Below are 16721 nucleotides of genomic sequence, written 5' to 3' on the forward strand. Positions count from 1 at the left end.
TCTAGATTAATTTCATAATCACCATACTGGATTGTTGTTGTACCCAGTACTTTTTTCGCGATATGAGCAACCATATCTTCTGTTAACTTCATAATATCTTTATAATCAGCGTATGCTTCATATAATTCAATCATCGTAAACTCAGGGTTATGACGAGTTGATACACCCTCATTACGGAATACACGGCCGATCTCATATACTTTTTCCAAACCACCCACAATAAGACGCTTTAAATGTAGCTCAATTGCGATACGCATATATAATTCCATATCTAACGCATTATGATGTGTAGTGAAAGGACGCGCAGAAGCTCCACCTGCAATTGCATGCATCATAGGTGTTTCCACTTCAAGATAACCGTTGTCATCTAGGTATCTTCTCATCTCACGAATGATTTTACTACGAGTAACGAACGTTTCACGACTTTCCATACTTGTAATTAAGTCTAAGTAACGTTGACGGTAGCGTTGTTCAACATCTTTTAATCCATGGTATTTATCTGGTAATGGACGAAGAGATTTTGTTAATAGCGTAAAGCCTGTTGCTTTTACTGAAAGTTCTCCAACGTTTGTTTTGAACACTTTACCTTCAATACCTACTAAATCACCTAAATCTGCTGTTTTAAATAATTCGTACTCGTCATCTCCAACAGCATCTTTACGAACATAAATTTGAACTTGTCCATGTAAATCTTGAACGTGTGCAAATCCAGCTTTCCCTTTTCCGCGTTTTGTCATAATACGACCAGCGATAGAAACAGCGATTTCCTTCTCCTCTAATTCTTCCTTAGAGAACTCTCCATATAGACTCACTAAATCAGTTGTTGAATTTGTGCGTTCAAATCTTTTACCGAACGGGTCAATTCCTTGTTCACGTAAATTATGTAGCTTTTCACGACGAACAATCAATTGGTCGTTTAATTCTTCGTGGTTCATGTTATCCATGATATTGATATCACTCCAGCTCTATTTAATTTTACAATATATACAGTATAGCATTTTCTACTCAACTAGAAAAACTGCCAGCAACTAACTGGCAGCTCTTCTTTCTTTCACGTAATTATAGGAAGTGTATAGAAGAATGTCAATCTCCTATGTCCATTATTAACCAACGTAAATTGTTTGTTGTTTCGCTTCCACTTCTTCTACAAATGTACCTAACACATTCGCAAGGTCTTCCCGTGTGTTACAAGCATTAATACCATTACGCACACTCGCATTACCACGAACACCTTTTAAATACCAAGCTGCATGTTTTCTCATCTCTCTTACAGCGACACTTTCGTTCTTTAAGTCAATAAGACGATCTAGATGTAACATACATACATCAATTTTCTCGCGCACTGTTGGTTCCGGCATTAATTCACCCGTCTCCAAATACTTTACCGTACGATAAATCATCCACGGATCTCCAAGAGCCGCACGACCAATCATAACACCATCTACACCAATTTCATCAAGCATACGCTTTGCATCTTGCGGCGTTGCGACATCACCATTTCCGATAACCGGGATATTTACAGATTGTTTTACTTGTTTAATAATATCCCAATCCGCTTTTCCTTCATACATTTGCACTCGTGTACGTCCGTGAACCGCCACAGCTTGGCCACCAGCACGCTCAACAGCCCTAGCATTTTCTATTGCGAAAATATGTTCTTCATCCCAACCGATACGCATTTTAACTGTAACCGGCTTTTCAACAGCATCTACAACCGCTGCTACCATTTCATATATTTTATTCGGATCTAAAAGCCACCTTGCCCCCGCATCACATTTAACGATTTTCGGCACTGGACAACCCATATTAATATCAATTATGTCTGCTGTCGTATATTTATCTACATATTTCGCAGCATCTACAAGAGTTTCTTTCTCTCCACCAAAAATTTGTAAACTTAATGGCTTTTCTCTCTCGTCGATATATAACATATCTAATGTTCTTTTATTATTAAGTAATATTGCCTTATCACTTACCATTTCAGCACAAACTAAGCCGGCACCAAATTCTTTTACTGTTAAACGGAATGCAGAGTTACACACTCCCGCCATCGGTGCTAGTACAACCGGATTTTTCATCTCGATATTTGCAATCTTTAACAATCAACCTACTCCTTCCTGTACAATCACTTTGGCATTAATTCCTCTATCGAAACATTTAATGCCTTAGCAACTTCTACTACAAAATCTTGAGAAGGCGATCTATTCCCTCTCTCAACCTCACCTAAAACAGATACAGATACCCCTAGTTCTTTAGCAAAACCTTCTTGTGTATAGCCTTTTAGCTTTCGAAAAGCACGAATGCGTCTTCCCCATTTTTCTGCTTCCATACCGTTACTCCCTCTCGCCTTTTCATTTCTTCTACTTGTGAACGTGAAATGTTTTGTTTTATGTCTTGATTAATCTCTAACAACGGAACGATAACAAAAGCTCTTTCAAACATCCGCGGATGCGGAACAATAAGATTCTCTGCTTCAATATTCTCTTGATTATAAAGTAAAATGTCAAGGTCGATAGTCCTCGGCCCCCACCTAATTTCCCTTTTTCTTCCTAGGTCATTTTCTACTTTTTGTGTTACTTTCAATAACTCTTGTGGTGATAAATTGGTAGAAATTTTTATAACTAAATTTAAAAAGCAACTTTGGTCGGTATAGCCAACTGGCTCAGTTTCATATACAGATGAAATATCATCAACCTGAATATAAGGATTTTTATTTAAAAACTGAATCGCTTCAGTAAGATACGTATAACGCTCTCCAATATTTGACCCTAATGCAATGTAAGCTATATTGTTCATGGACGTTCTCTCGTAATTTCTACTGCTACAGCACGATAATGACCCGGTATCGGTGGATCCGGCTTAATTACCTTAATTGTACAGCGTGAAATACTTTCATATTGTTTTAATATATCTGCAGCAATATTTTCAGCGATACTCTCCACAAGCCTATACTTTCTATCCTCAACAACTTTTCTACATAATTCGAAAAGCTCTCCATAATTGACCGAATGCTCTAAGTCATCACTTTCCCCTGCACGCTTTAAATCCAACTCCACCGTTAAGTCAACTTTAAATCTCTGACCTAATTTATTCTCCTCTGGGAACACACCATGATAACCATAAAACTCCATATCATGGATATAAATTTTATCCAATTACCTTACCCCCTTACCAATCATCGCATCCATCATTTTAGCCATACGCGCCATTTCTTTCACATCATGGACACGAACAAACTCACAGCCCTTTTCAATACCAAGACAAACGGTAGCTCCTGTTCCCTCAAGACGTTCCTCCACTGGCAAATCTAATACGTGCCCAATAAAGGACTTTCTCGAAGTACCTAAGAGAACCGGATAACCTAGCACATTTAACTGTTCTAAATTACGCATCGCCTCTAAGTTCTGCTCAGGTGTTTTAGCAAAACCGATACCTGGATCTAAAATAATATTCTCATCTGGCACACCAGCATTTTTAGCAATTTTAATACTGTCATACAAATCAGCAATCATATCCGCCATTAAATTACGATAATTCATATTATCGCGGTTATGCATTAAAATGATGGGTACATCATAATGAGCTGCGACTTCAGCAATTTTTGGCTCCGCCTTCGCTCCCCAAATATCATTAATAATATGAGCACCAGCCTCAATTGCTTGCTTTGCAACTTCAGCTTTATATGTATCGATAGATATAGGCAATTTTACTTCTTTTGAAACTGCTTGAATCATCGGGACAACTCGCTTTATTTCTTCTTCTACTGATACTTTAGCAAAACCTGGGCGAGTAGATTCGCCACCAATATCAATAATATGAGCACCTTGACCTTGCATTTCTTTTGCGTGACGTACCGCAGCATCTACCCCGTTGTAACTCCCACCATCAGAAAACGAATCTGGTGTTACATTTAAAATCCCCATAATTAATGTTTTTTCATTTAAATTCAATGTATATTCGCCGCAGCGCAAATCATAATCCCACTTCAAACTACACATCTCCTCTTCGTAATTCATTTCTGCTCCATAATTTCTCTCTTTGCATTCCATAAAGGTACATTAAACTTTTTGTAACCACTCCTACTTTACCCGGGAAATCCTGCGCTTCTATACGATAAAGCGGAACAATTTCTTGAATGGAGTTTGTTACGAAGACTTCATCCGCTGAAAGTAGCTCATCTTTTGTAAAGAAACCTTCCTTTACTTCTATATTTAATTCTTCAGCACTCTTTATAATAAACGCACGAGTGATACCATTTAAAATCCCTGTCTCTAACGAAGGTGTATATAAAACATCACCTTTCACAAAAAATAGATTCGAAACAATACCCTCTGCAACATAACCTGCTTCAGTGAGGAAAATACCTTCCTTACTCACAACATTTCCAATTTCACGCTTCCCTAAAATATTATTTAAATAGTGATGAGACTTCAGGCGAAATGTCCCTTCCGGTGTATTTCGCACTTGTTTTAGAATAACACCTTCTTTTTCCACTACATCCCCTGGAGCTGTTAAAGGTTTTATAAAAACAATAACAGAAGGCTCTTCATACATTTCCGTTTGTAATCCTATTTCATCTATACCCGCCGATACATTAAAACGTACATATGCATGCTTCAATTCATTCTTAGCGAGTAAATCTTTCAAAATAAGCATCACATCATTTTTTGTCATTGTCCATTTAATTTGCAATGTATCCAGCGCCTCTATTAAACGGTTATAATGATCATCCAATAAGAAAGGATGACCATTATAAATACGAAACGTTTCAAAAACTCCAAGACCATATAAATAACCATGATCATAAGGAGAAATTCTCGCTTCACTTGCTTCTACATACTGACCATTTACGTAAATTAACATAATGTCGCACTTGGACTGTATTTACGAATGAAATTCTGCAACAGCTCTTTCCCATGAGAAGTCATAATAGATTCTGGATGGAATTGCACACCCTCTATCGGCAATGTCTTATGACGAAGTGCCATAATTTCCCCTTCCTCTGTCCAAGACGTTACCTCTAAGCAATCGGGTAACGTCTCTTTCTTAACAATAAGGGAATGATAGCGCGTCGCAGTAAACGGATTAGGAATATCCGAAAAAATCGTCTTTCCATCATGATGCATAAGCGACGTTTTTCCATGCATTAATCGCTCTGCACGGACAACCTCTCCCCCAAACACTTGTGCAATGGATTGATGCCCTAGACAAACACCAAAAATCGGAGTCTTTCCAGCAAAGTATTTAATAGCTTCCATACTAATCCCAGCTTCATTAGGACTACATGGGCCTGGAGAAATCATTAGAAAATCTGGTTTCATATTCTCAATATCTGAAATGGTCACTTCATCGTTACGTTTAACAACGAGCTCTTGTCCAAGTTCTCCAAGAAACTGCACTAAATTAAATGTAAAAGAATCATAATTATCAATCATTAATATCATTTCTCTCACCTAACCGTTTCTTCGCTACGTTCTTTTGCACGCCATAAAGCAATCGCCTTTTTTAACGACTCTTTATATTCATTTTCCGGATTTGAATCAATTACAATTCCCGCCCCTGCTTGTACATGAGCTTTTCCATCTTTAGCAAGAAGTGTTCTAATTACAATATTCAATTCTGTATCTCCAGAATAACCAATCCAACCGATTGAACCTGTATAAATCCCTCTTCGAACAGGTTCTAATTCCTCAATAATTTCCATCGTACGTATTTTTGGGGCACCAGTAATTGTTCCCCCAGGGAATACAGCCTTCACTAAATCAAAAGCATCTTTATCTTCTTCCACCTCACCACGCACATTAGAAACAATATGCATAACATGTGAGTATTTCTCAATTACCATAAATTCATCTACTTCTACAGTGCCATATTTACAAACACGTCCTAAATCATTTCTTTCTAAATCCACAAGCATTACATGCTCTGCTCTTTCTTTTTCGTTCTCAATTAATTCTCTTGCTAATTCTTCATCCTCTTGCTCATCCGCGCCTCTAGATCTCGTTCCAGCAATCGGTCTTGTACTTACTTCAGTTCCTTGTTTCTTAATTAACAACTCTGGCGATCCACTAACAATTTGAAAATCCCCAAGCTCCAGGTAACCCATATATGGAGATGGATTAATCTCACGAAGACTTGTATAAATTTCTAGTGGGTGTGTCTGTAACGTTCTTTCTTGTCTCGTCGACAAGTTTACTTGGAACACATCACCCGCCCCAATATATTCTTGAATACATTCAACTGCCTTCATAAAGCTGGCTTCAGTAAAAGCAACTGCTTCACTTTTCTTTTCAGGACTTTCAAAGGGCACGGTCACTTCAGGCGCTTCTGTCATCCAAAGACTCTTCCACTCATTTAGCCGTTCTTTCGCCTCTTCATATTTATCTACATAATGCGTAATAACCCATAACACTTGTTCTTTTTGATCATAGACAAATACGTCATCAAATAATAAAAAGAAGATGTCAGGTATATTAATATCATCTTCCGCAAGAGAAGGCAGCTTTTCAATATAACGGATACAGTCATAACTGAAATAGCCAATTGCACCACCTTGAAAAGGCGGATACTCTGGGTTATAGTCCGTCTTCCATTGTTCCATATATTCTTGCATTAAATCTAACGGATTCCCTCGTTTTATTGTTTCCTTACCACTTTCACTTATATGTAACGTTTCATCCTTCCCTCGAATTACCGCTACTGGGTTCAGCCCTACAATGTTATAACGACCGCCACGGCCGCTTTCTAACAAAATATGTTGCGATTTACCCTGAGAAAGAAATTTATATTGCTTAAAGAAATCTAACTGATATGGAATAGAAAGCGCTAAAGATTTTCTTCGTTGCATATCAACACCCCGTCTTCTTTTATCCCACCCTCTTAGATAAACCAGCTCAAACTACATAAGTTATTTATATAGAGATTGATTATACTCGAAGGCTAGTGAAAATAATTTAATTATACTACCTCTTATTTTACATGAAGTTTTCTAGTCATTCACTCTTTTCCTATTTCCAATCCCAAAAGAAAAAGCACCCTTTTTCAAGGATGCTTTTTCAATCGCGTTTAATTAGGATTCAAATTGATAAAGTGGTGTACTTAAATAACGTTCACCGTTACTCGGGATAATAACAAGTACCTTTTTCCCTTTACCTAACTTTTTCGCAACTTCTGTTGCTGCATAAATAACTGCACCTGAAGAGATACCAACTAAAATACCTTCCTCTTTAGCCACTCTTCTCGCATATTCAAATGCTTGCTCTGTTTTCACTTGAATAATTTCATCATATACTTCTACATCCAACGTCTCCGGAACAAATCCCGCCCCAATTCCTTGGATTTTATGTGGACCTGGCTTCCCACCAGATAATACTGGTGAATCTGCAGGTTCTACTGCATAAATTTTAATATCTTTATACGCTTCCTTCAGTACTTCACCAGCACCAGTAATCGTTCCACCTGTACCAATACCTGCAATAAACGCATCTAATTGGTCGCCCATTTGTTCAATAATTTCTGGACCTGTTGTTAAACGGTGAATTTCTGGATTCGATTGGTTTTTGAACTGTTGTGGTATAAAGTAGCCATGTTCTTTTGCTAATTCAGTCGCTTTACGAATTGCTCCACCCATTCCTTCAGGCCCTGGAGTCAATACTAATTCCGCACCGTAAGCACGTAATAAATTACGACGCTCAATACTCATTGTTTCTGGCATTACTAAGATTGCATTATATCCTTTAGCAGCCGCTACCATCGCTAAACCAATTCCTGTGTTACCACTTGTCGGTTCAATGATTGTATCGCCCTCTTTTAATAATCCCTTTTTTTCAGCATCTTCAATCATAGCTAATGCGATACGATCTTTAACACTACTCCCCGGATTCATAAATTCTAATTTTAAGTATATATCTGCGCTGTCTGATTCTACGATGCGGTTCAACTTAACGATCGGCGTTTTCCCGATTAATTCTGAAACTGATTGTGCCACTCGCATTCCTGTCACTCCTAACACCGAGTATTTTTATTGGTTTTATCTATATTTAGATTTTGTCAGAAAATTCCCTGTTTGTCAATTCATTTGGAGGATTGCTCCTCTTAATTCCCTTATTACAAATTCTCGATTAAATTTGTAATATCTTCTTTAGAGAACTTGTATCGTTCATTACAGAAATGACAGTGAACTTCTGTCTCTTCCTCTTCTTCACGAACTTGCTCTAACTCTGTTTTACCTAAACTAATTAATACACTCTCAATACGCTCGCGTGAGCATGTGCAATTAAATTGAACATCCATTGTTTCTAATACTTTTACTTTATCTTCTCCAAGAACTGCATATAGTAGCTCTTCCGGAGAAAGACCTTGTTCAATCAACGTTGATACAGGTGGAATCTTTTGTAAACGGTCTTCAATAAATGAAATCGTTTCATCTTGCGCACCCGGCATAATTTGAAGGATGAATCCACCTGCCGCTAATATGCTATCATCTCCATTTACAAGAACACCAACACCTACAGAAGAAGGCGTTTGTTCAGAAACTGCAAAATAATACGTAAAGTCTTCTCCTAATTCTCCTGAAACGATTGGAGATTGACCAATAAACGGCTCACGCATTCCAATATCTTTAATTACAGTTACAAACCCCTCTGTACCTACCGCTTGATATACACGTAACTTCCCTTGTTCTGTTCCTTCAAAATCAACATGCGGATTCGTTACATAACCACGTACATCTCCATTTGCATGAGCATCTACTAAGATAGGGCCAATTGGACCGTTACCTTCTACCTTAATCGTTAACTTTTGCTCGCCCTTTAACATTGCGCCCATCATTGTACCCGCAGTCAAAGAACGCCCTAGTGCCGCTGAAGCTGTTCTCCATGTATCATGACGTCTTTGTGCCTCACTTACTGTATTTGTTGTACGCACACTATACGCACGCACTTCTCCATCAAATGCTAACGCTTTTACTAAATAATCTTTCATACGTATTTATTCACCTTTCTCATGCTGTAAATTTGCATTACGTTCATATAACATATACAAACCTTTTAACGTTAAAAACGGATCTACAATATCAATTACATTCGATTCTTCGGAAATTAATTTTGCCAATCCACCTGTTGCAATAACTTTAGGTTCTTGTCTAGCTTCTTCTTTCATACGCTTAACAATACCTTCCACTTGTCCAACATAACCATAAAGAATACCAGATTGCATCGCACTTACTGTATTTTTCCCAACAACACTGCTTGGTTTTGTAATTTCGATACGAGGAAGTTTTGCTGCTCTGCTATATAAAGCCTCTGCTGAAATCATAATTCCTGGCGTAATAACTCCACCCATATAATGTTTTTCTTCGTTAATATAACAATATGTAGTAGCCGTACCAAAATCAACAATAATGAGCGGGCTTCCATATAAGTGGATTCCTGCTACTGCATTTACAATTCGGTCTGCGCCTACTTCACGCGGATTTTCATATTTAATATTTAGTCCTGTTTTTATCCCAGGCCCTACTACAAGCGGTTTAATTTTAAAATATTTTTCACACATGCGCTCTAAAGCAAACATAATTGGTGGTACGACTGAAGACACAATAATACCTTTCACATCTTCAAACGAAAGACCCTCATGCTCAAGCAATTGCTTTACAAGCATTCCATATTCATCTTCTGTCTTATGACGATCTGTTTCCATGCGCCAATGCTGACGAAGTTCCCCCTCTTCAAACACACCTAGTACAGCATTTGTGTTCCCTACATCCAATACAAAAATCATATTCTCACCACTTATCTTATTTAATCTATATTTGTGCAGTATGTATAAAACTTATAAAAACATCATATCACACATACTTATATAATCAGCTTTCCTACCCTCATCATTTTACAAAAAGATTGCTCTCTATTTCAATTTTTAATACTAGTTTTACTTAAATTACTTTATCCACTAAGTTCTCAATAGTAATTAACAAAGATTTTAACAAACAAAAAAGGAGTGACGATAGTCACTCCTTCACTTCTTACTTATCTTCTTTATCTTCATCGTCTTTCTTCATGTTGATGTTTACTTTCACATCATCTGAAGATGTTGGACGTTCTGGCAATCTGCCGTAATCACATAAATGATTGATTTGCTCTGCATCTAACGTTTCTACTTCAAGTAATGTTTGTGCGATAATATCTAGTTTATCACGGTTTTCAGTAAGAATTTGTTTTGCACGAGCATAACATTCTTTCATAATTGATTGCATTTCCATATCGATTTCATGTGCAATCGCATCACTATAGTTTTGTTCTGAGTGGAAGTCTCTTCCTAAGAACACTTGACCACCTTGCGAGCTACCAAATTGCATCGGTCCAAGTTTGTCACTCATACCAAATTCCGTAACCATACGTCTTGCAATACCAGTCGCACGTTGGAAGTCATTATGAGCACCTGTACTCACTTCACCAAATACAATCTCCTCAGCTACTCGGCCACCAAGTAAACCAGTGATTTTATCAAGTAACTCTGGTTTCGTCATGAAGTAACGATCTTCTTTCGGAAGCATTACCGCATATCCACCAGCCTGACCACGAGGGACAATTGTTACTTTATGAACGACATCTGCTTCATCGAGAACAACACCAATTACAGTATGACCTGCTTCATGGAAAGCAACGATATTACGTTCTTTTTCAGAGATAACACGACTTTTCTTAGCTGGACCTGCAATAACACGATCCGTCGCTTCATCGATATCACTCATATCAATTTTCTTCTTATCTTGACGTGCAGCTACTAAAGCAGCTTCGTTTAATAAGTTTTCAAGATCCGCACCAGAGAATCCTGGTGTACGAGTCGCAATCGCTCTTAAATTAATATGCTCATCAAGTGGTTTATTACGCGCATGTACTTTCAGTACAGCTTCACGGCCATTTACATCTGGACGATCTACTGTAATTTGACGGTCAAAACGACCTGGACGTAATAACGCTGGGTCAAGAATGTCTGGACGGTTTGTCGCAGCAACGATAATAATACCTTCGTTTGCACCGAATCCATCCATTTCAACAAGTAATTGGTTCAATGTTTGCTCACGCTCATCATGACCACCACCAAGACCTGCGCCACGTTGACGACCTACTGCATCAATTTCATCAATGAAAATGATACAAGGAGCATTTTTCTTTGCATTTTCAAATAAATCACGTACACGTGATGCACCGACACCGACAAACATCTCTACGAAGTCAGAACCACTGATAGAGAAGAATGGAACGCCAGCCTCACCTGCAACAGCACGTGCTAATAAAGTTTTACCTGTACCTGGAGGTCCAACTAATAGGACACCCTTTGGAATACGAGCACCAACTTCAGAGAACTTACGAGGGTCTTTCAAGAATTCAACTACCTCAACAAGTTCTTGTTTCTCTTCATCCGCACCAGCAACATCTCTGAAACGAACTTTTTTCTTTTCATCATTATATAACTTCGCCTTACTTTTCCCGAAGTTCATAACACGGCTACCGCCGCCTTGAGCTTGGTTTAATAAGAAGAAGAATAAAATGAAGATGATGACAAATGGAATGATTGAAGTAAAGAATGTTACCCAAGCACTTGTTTCTTCTGCTGGTTGATACTTAACTTCGGCACCTTTCGCTTTATCATTAATTTTCTTTTGTAATTCCTCAGTATTTGGTGCATAAGTAACAAATTGTTCTCCTTGGCTAGAGTTATTAAATTGTCCTTTTACCTCAAATACACCATTTTTCGGTTGAAGTTGCACATTACGCACTTCACCGCTTTCTAGTTTAGTAATGAATTTGTCGTAGCTAACTGATGTCGTTTTTTGTGTCGAACCATTAAAATAGCTCACGATTCCAATTACTACTAAGAATATCAGTAAATAAAAGATGGTATTACGGAAGATACGATTCATTCCTAACCTCCTCTCACGGCATAAACACTATAGTAAATCGTAACATAGAAAAACTTTCCTATACAATTGTGAAGCCTATATTTAATTAATTTGAGTAAACGCTTGGTTTTAATACGCCTACATAAGGAAGATTACGGTATTGCTCTTTATAATCTAATCCATATCCTACTACAAATTCATGTGGAACAGTAAATCCAACATAATCCGCTTTCAGATCAACCTTACGGCCTGTTGGCTTATCTAATAATGTAACAATTTTTACAGACTTCGCTTTACGATATTTGAATAAGTCTACTAAGTAGCTTAGTGTAAGACCACTATCAATAATATCTTCGACGATTAAAATATCGCGACCTTCTACAGAAGTATCAAGATCTTTTAAAATTTTCACTTCGCCTGTTGAAACTGTAGAGTGACCGTAACTAGATACAGCCATAAAATCCATTTCAAGATATGTATCTGTTCTCTTTAATAAATCTGCCATGAATGGCATTGCGCCTTTTAATACACCAATTGCAAGAGGTACTGTGTTTTTATAATCCTCTGCAATAATTGCACCTAGTTCGCGCACCTTTTCTTGTATTTGCTCTTCAGAAATTAATACTTTTTCGATATCTTGATTCATCATTTCATTATCCTCCCGGAAGACTCCTTGCTTTTGTAGTGAATAATCATATATTTATCCTTCTTTGCCATCTCTTTCGAAATTGCAAATGCAGATCGTTTCAACAAGGGTACCCAAATAATAGTCCCACTTGCATCACAAACGACCGGCCATTCTTCTCTTTTTTCTTTCGGTACTTTCGCTTCGATAAAAATAGCTTTTATCTTTTTCGTACCATTCATACCTTGTATTGACATGCGATCTCCATTTTCTCTAGAACGAATACGAAGTGGATATGATATATCATTATACTTAGCAACAAATACTGTTTCATTCATGTTACTTGGTATATCTTCGCTCACCTCTGTTACAAATTCATCCCCGTTCAATAGCGTAATGGTCCCGGGTACTAATAAATCTTGTGAAAAAGGAGAGACAATTTCTTGTTTAAATCTAAAGCTACACTCCTCGTATGAACGAACAATTTTCAAATCACCCGGAAAATCAAGTGAACCTGAAGGTTGTGTCCGCTTAAAAAACTCAATCAACTTGTCAATATGTATAGAAGAAAGAGAAGATGGAATCTTATATTCATAAAGATAGTTTAATATTAGTTGAATCCCTCTTCTTTGTAAAGGCATAGACATGGATTCAAAGGCAGGAATTGATAAGCTAATTTGTTTATCACTTTTTTTTGTAATTACTTTATTCATTTTCTCAAAAGCTAATTCCTGCAAATAAGCCTCATCCTCTTGCATCTGCACGCTAAATTTTTGGAATTTCTCATGCATTTGTGGATTTTCTTCTTTCAAATGAGGAAGGACATATTTACGTAATCGATTCCTTGTATATACTTCCTTTTTATTACTCGGATCTATACGTGGCATTAAATTTAGCTTATTACAGTAATCAACAATTTCTTCCTTCGTTACGCCAAGTAACGGCCTAATTAAATATCCATTATGAAAAGGACGCTTCACTGCAATTCCTGCATATCCTTTCGGAGTACTCCCTCTTACAAGACGCATTAAAATTGTCTCGACTTGATCATCTCCATGATGTCCAAGAGCAACATATCTCGCATCATATTTCTTCATTATTCTTTCCAAAAATGCATATCTGCATTCTCTCGCAGCAACCTGTGCATTCATTCCGTATTGCTGTTGATATTGTGATACATTAATCCTTATCGTTTCACAAATAATTCCCAGTTCTTCACAAAGGCCCTGCACAAACTGTAAATCCTCATAAGATTCATCACCTCTAAACATATGATCCACATGAGCAACTACAATTTCCAACTGTTTTTCCGCTCTTTTTTCTAATAAATAATATAAAAGCGCTAACGAGTCAGGACCACCAGAAACTCCCACAACAATTGTTGAATCATTCTTTAATACATCATGCTGCTTTACAAAGTCATCTACTTTTTCAACAAATGTATCTTTCAACTTCGCAATCACCTTTCATTAAACAAGAACAGCAACCTTAGTCACCTTGTCTACAATGGTACAACTTTTACAAACATTGTGCAAAAAAAAGATATACAAAAATTACATTTTTATCTTACATCCTCCGTGTATATTCACAAAATTAATAACATTACCTTTTCCCACAAAAAAACCTAGGTATTCACCTAGGTTTTTAAAATCAAATTATAGATAAACATTCCACTTACATTTTACTGCGCCTGCATTCCTACAATCGGAATCGTAGCCCACTTCGGCATATTTTTCTTCACTTTTGCCACTACAATAGTCATATCATCATTTATATAACCATCACAAGAGCGAATCACTTCTTCCATAATGATATCAGCAATTTCTTGCGGGTCTTCGGTTTGCAATTCTTTAATTTTTCGTTTCATCCACAATTCATGATTCTCCACATGCTGTGCTCCTTCAAAAATCCCATCGCTCATCATAATAAGAATATCGCCCGTTTTTAATTGTTCACCCACCACATCAACTTCAACATCTTCGATGATTCCCATCGGCAAATTACTTGCTTCAATTTTCAAAATATTATTTGCGCGTTTAACAAAACTCGGCGTCGATCCAATCTTTAAAAACCTTGCACTCGCATCCCGCAAATCTACCATAGCTAAATCTAATGTCGTAAACATTTCTTCTGTCGTTCTCAAAGAAAGAATTGAATTGATAGACTTAATTGCTATTTCTTCATCAATGCCTGATTGGAGTATTTTTTGTAATAATTTCACCGTTTCCTTACTTTCCATATGAGCTCTTTGCCCATTACCCATACCATCACTAATCGCAAGTGCATATTTACCAACACTTAAATCCATCATCGCATAAGAGTCACCCGAAACAAATCCACCGCCTTTTGCAGCTGTAGCCAATCCTGTATCAAGAGAATACGTCTTCGCCGAACCAAATGATATTAAACTATGGCCATTTGGATAAGACGACTTTTCTTCATGTTTAACGACAATATTTTCTTTAAGGATATCTGAAAGCATCGGTGCAACTAACTTTTCACACTCACCATGTTCATTAGATGCAACTGGAATTAACATTTCAATATCAATACTTCCTCTATCTAAACAATAAATATCAACATGCTCTACTTCGACACCAAAATCTCGGAACGCTTGCATAATCTGTTCTTCCTGCACTTGATGATTTTCACGCTCTCGTTGTATCTCCTTAGCAAAATCCTCCATAACCTTTGATACACCTAATAGTTGCTCCGCTACTATTCTACGATTTTCCTTCATTTGTTTTCGTAATTTTTGTCCCTCATAGAAGTGATCTAATTCACCGGCTACTAAATCCGTCACTTTTTTCCCTCTCACACAATGCTTGTCCCACTCACGAACTAATTTACGATTATGTTGCAGGGTTCCTTCTTCCGTTTCATTCATTATTTGTTTCATATAATCGTACGTTTTATCAAAATTCACTACCCAGCATTGATCCTTTTTAAAGCATGTTTGACATGTTTTCGCAGTAATTGTACTCAAAAACAAATCTGCTTCTGTCTCTTTATCTTCTTCCTCTACATACCCATATACAGAAAAGCTATTAGATAAAGCAGCAAATACATTTGCAAATTGGTTGATTTTATTTGCTGTAACATCACGCATCCTTCTTAAATATTGTTGTTGATCTTGCGAATGCTCTTGTGTACCTGGCATAAATTTAGCAATACGATCCAAAACAAGCTTCGGTGTTAATAAGAAGATAACAATCGCTACACCTGACTCAATTAAAGTTGTTACAATATTTGTCTGTTTGTCTACATATAATGTAATTAAGCTTGTCCCAATTAATAAACCTAAACTAACACCTAAACGCTTTCCTTCTTTTAACAATCCACCAAGCAATCCAGAAAAAGCAAGAAGGCTAAGCTGAGACAAGCTAGACACATTTGCTAAACTTAATATTAGTCCTGTTACAACCCCCACTGTAGACCCTGTGGCAGCACCCGCAATAAATGCAAATACTAGCACTAAATACCTTGTAAAAATATGTTGAATAGAAGCATCATATACAAACCAATCTGTTGTACCCGTTAAAACAGATGCTAGTAATATAATCAAACAAACAATTTCTTCCGTCTCTAATGCCTGTTGTTTTCCTTTCCTTTCCACTAAAAGCGGGACACTTTGTAAAAATATCATAGTTAATACAAAACTAAGTCCAGCCTCAATGGTACTAACGAGTAAATCGTACATGGTGACAGTTTGTTGCGCAAAATATACAACAACTAAGTGTGCGGTTAATGCGGAGATAAATACTTGAAATGGAACAAGTCCAACAGTTTTACGTGTAAATCGACTAAAGAAGATATTATAAATGAAGAAGGTAAAGATAGATGCAAAGGTAAAAAACAAATTATCTATCGATACTGAAAGAGCTCCTCCCATTAGAGCTAAAAATGCTAGCGGCATCTTATCCCGCTTCATAACATAAACAGCAGCAAAAAATGGCAGTGCAAACGGTAAAATATTTGTTAATATATATGCTCGTCCCAAAAGAAAACCAATAACAACAATAATAAATCCCCATCTAAAGAAAACTTGCTCAAATTTCATTCGCAACTTACTCGTCCACTTTATTCCACCAAGCTGACTCTCATTCATTGCCAATGCACTTGTATTCATAGTATTCCTTCCTGCTTTAGGCATATTTTTAACACCACCTGCATAGTTTAATTACTGTCATTATA

Annotated in this window: 16 protein-coding genes (1 of these 16 running past the window's edge); all 16 read right to left on the reverse strand. The window is 37.1% G+C overall.

The genetic code is table 11. From position 1 onward, the window contains the following. On the reverse strand, positions 1-944 hold the 5' portion of the coding sequence (lysS, locus tag M1D66_RS26855) for a lysine--tRNA ligase (protein WP_000369668.1). 556 nt of this gene lie to the left of the window's left edge; only the first 944 of its 1500 coding nucleotides appear in the window; the start codon lies at positions 942-944; its stop codon lies off the left edge, out of view. Positions 945-1103: 159 nt separating this feature from the next. After that, positions 1104-2102 carry a tRNA dihydrouridine synthase DusB gene (gene dusB / locus M1D66_RS26860; protein WP_000912251.1) on the reverse strand — a complete coding sequence of 333 codons (999 nt, stop codon included), beginning with the start codon at positions 2100-2102 and terminating at the stop codon, positions 1104-1106. Positions 2103-2125: 23 nt separating this feature from the next. Next, a complete protein-coding gene (locus M1D66_RS26865; RefSeq protein ID WP_000387031.1) occupies positions 2126-2329 on the reverse strand; it encodes a helix-turn-helix domain-containing protein in 204 nt (67 codons plus the stop codon). Beyond that, positions 2281-2796, reverse strand: a complete 516-nt coding sequence (folK, locus tag M1D66_RS26870) for a 2-amino-4-hydroxy-6-hydroxymethyldihydropteridine diphosphokinase (protein ID WP_001059450.1) — start codon at positions 2794-2796, stop codon at positions 2281-2283. Before folK ends, M1D66_RS26865 begins: the two co-directional genes overlap by 49 nt. Continuing rightward, a complete protein-coding gene (folB, locus tag M1D66_RS26875; RefSeq protein ID WP_242554907.1) occupies positions 2793-3155 on the reverse strand; it encodes a dihydroneopterin aldolase in 363 nt (120 codons plus the stop codon). The genes folK and folB overlap by 4 nt, the downstream gene beginning before the upstream one ends. Beyond that, entirely contained in the window at positions 3156-4016 is an 861-nt protein-coding gene (gene folP / locus M1D66_RS26880; RefSeq protein ID WP_041183965.1) for a dihydropteroate synthase, read from the reverse strand. It lies immediately after the preceding gene. Further along, positions 3991-4863: an aminodeoxychorismate lyase gene (gene pabC, locus M1D66_RS26885; protein ID WP_000909884.1), complete on the reverse strand. Its 873-nt coding sequence runs from the start codon at positions 4861-4863 to the stop codon at positions 3991-3993. Before pabC ends, folP begins: the two co-directional genes overlap by 26 nt. After that, positions 4857-5444 carry an aminodeoxychorismate/anthranilate synthase component II gene (pabA, locus tag M1D66_RS26890; RefSeq protein WP_000602290.1) on the reverse strand — a complete coding sequence of 196 codons (588 nt, stop codon included), beginning with the start codon at positions 5442-5444 and terminating at the stop codon, positions 4857-4859. The genes pabC and pabA overlap by 7 nt, the downstream gene beginning before the upstream one ends. Before the next feature lie 5 nt (positions 5445-5449). Then, complete coding sequence (gene pabB, locus M1D66_RS26895) at positions 5450-6847, reverse strand: aminodeoxychorismate synthase component I (RefSeq protein ID WP_001189720.1); 1398 nt, start codon at positions 6845-6847, stop codon at positions 5450-5452. Between the two features lie 222 nt (positions 6848-7069). Continuing rightward, positions 7070-7993, reverse strand: a complete 924-nt coding sequence (cysK, locus tag M1D66_RS26900; RefSeq protein WP_001261712.1) for a cysteine synthase A — start codon at positions 7991-7993, stop codon at positions 7070-7072. A 113-nt stretch (positions 7994-8106) separates the two neighbouring features. Further along, on the reverse strand, positions 8107-8982 hold the full coding sequence (gene hslO, locus M1D66_RS26905; protein ID WP_000656372.1) for a redox-regulated molecular chaperone HslO: 876 nt from the start codon (positions 8980-8982) through the stop codon (positions 8107-8109). A 6-nt stretch (positions 8983-8988) separates the two neighbouring features. Next, on the reverse strand, positions 8989-9777 hold the full coding sequence (locus M1D66_RS26910) for a type III pantothenate kinase (protein WP_000578368.1): 789 nt from the start codon (positions 9775-9777) through the stop codon (positions 8989-8991). Between the two features lie 244 nt (positions 9778-10021). After that, positions 10022-11923: an ATP-dependent zinc metalloprotease FtsH gene (gene ftsH / locus M1D66_RS26915; RefSeq protein WP_001079674.1), complete on the reverse strand. Its 1902-nt coding sequence runs from the start codon at positions 11921-11923 to the stop codon at positions 10022-10024. Positions 11924-12008: 85 nt separating this feature from the next. Then, positions 12009-12551 carry a hypoxanthine phosphoribosyltransferase gene (hpt, locus tag M1D66_RS26920; protein WP_000981842.1) on the reverse strand — a complete coding sequence of 181 codons (543 nt, stop codon included), beginning with the start codon at positions 12549-12551 and terminating at the stop codon, positions 12009-12011. Next, a complete protein-coding gene (gene tilS / locus M1D66_RS26925) occupies positions 12548-13978 on the reverse strand; it encodes a tRNA lysidine(34) synthetase TilS (RefSeq protein WP_000655463.1) in 1431 nt (476 codons plus the stop codon). The genes hpt and tilS overlap by 4 nt, the downstream gene beginning before the upstream one ends. A 230-nt stretch (positions 13979-14208) precedes the next feature. Further along, complete coding sequence (gene spoIIE / locus M1D66_RS26930) at positions 14209-16680, reverse strand: stage II sporulation protein E (RefSeq protein WP_001123552.1); 2472 nt, start codon at positions 16678-16680, stop codon at positions 14209-14211. Positions 16681-16721 lie beyond the last annotated feature (41 nt).

It is taken from the genome of Bacillus sp. PK6-16 (assembly GCF_056530295.1).

Excerpts from the sequence above, each read along its gene's own strand:
- M1D66_RS26865 (WP_000387031.1), bottom strand. The coding sequence starts at position 2,329 with ATGGAAGCAGAAAAATGGGGAAGACGCATTCGTGCTTTTCGAAAGCTA.
- folK (WP_001059450.1), bottom strand. The coding sequence starts at position 2,796 with ATGAACAATATAGCTTACATTGCATTAGGGTCAAATATTGGAGAGCGT.
- folP (WP_041183965.1), bottom strand. The coding sequence starts at position 4,016 with ATGAATTACGAAGAGGAGATGTGTAGTTTGAAGTGGGATTATGATTTG.
- pabC (WP_000909884.1), bottom strand. The coding sequence starts at position 4,863 with ATGTTAATTTACGTAAATGGTCAGTATGTAGAAGCAAGTGAAGCGAGA.
- pabA (WP_000602290.1), bottom strand. The coding sequence starts at position 5,444 with ATGATATTAATGATTGATAATTATGATTCTTTTACATTTAATTTAGTG.
- pabB (WP_001189720.1), bottom strand. The coding sequence starts at position 6,847 with ATGCAACGAAGAAAATCTTTAGCGCTTTCTATTCCATATCAGTTAGAT.
- cysK (WP_001261712.1), bottom strand. The coding sequence starts at position 7,993 with ATGCGAGTGGCACAATCAGTTTCAGAATTAATCGGGAAAACGCCGATC.
- hslO (WP_000656372.1), bottom strand. The coding sequence starts at position 8,982 with ATGAAAGATTATTTAGTAAAAGCGTTAGCATTTGATGGAGAAGTGCGT.
- M1D66_RS26910 (WP_000578368.1), bottom strand. The coding sequence starts at position 9,777 with ATGATTTTTGTATTGGATGTAGGGAACACAAATGCTGTACTAGGTGTG.
- ftsH (WP_001079674.1), bottom strand. The coding sequence starts at position 11,923 with ATGAATCGTATCTTCCGTAATACCATCTTTTATTTACTGATATTCTTA.
- hpt (WP_000981842.1), bottom strand. The coding sequence starts at position 12,551 with ATGATGAATCAAGATATCGAAAAAGTATTAATTTCTGAAGAGCAAATA.
- spoIIE (WP_001123552.1), bottom strand. The coding sequence starts at position 16,680 with ATGCCTAAAGCAGGAAGGAATACTATGAATACAAGTGCATTGGCAATG.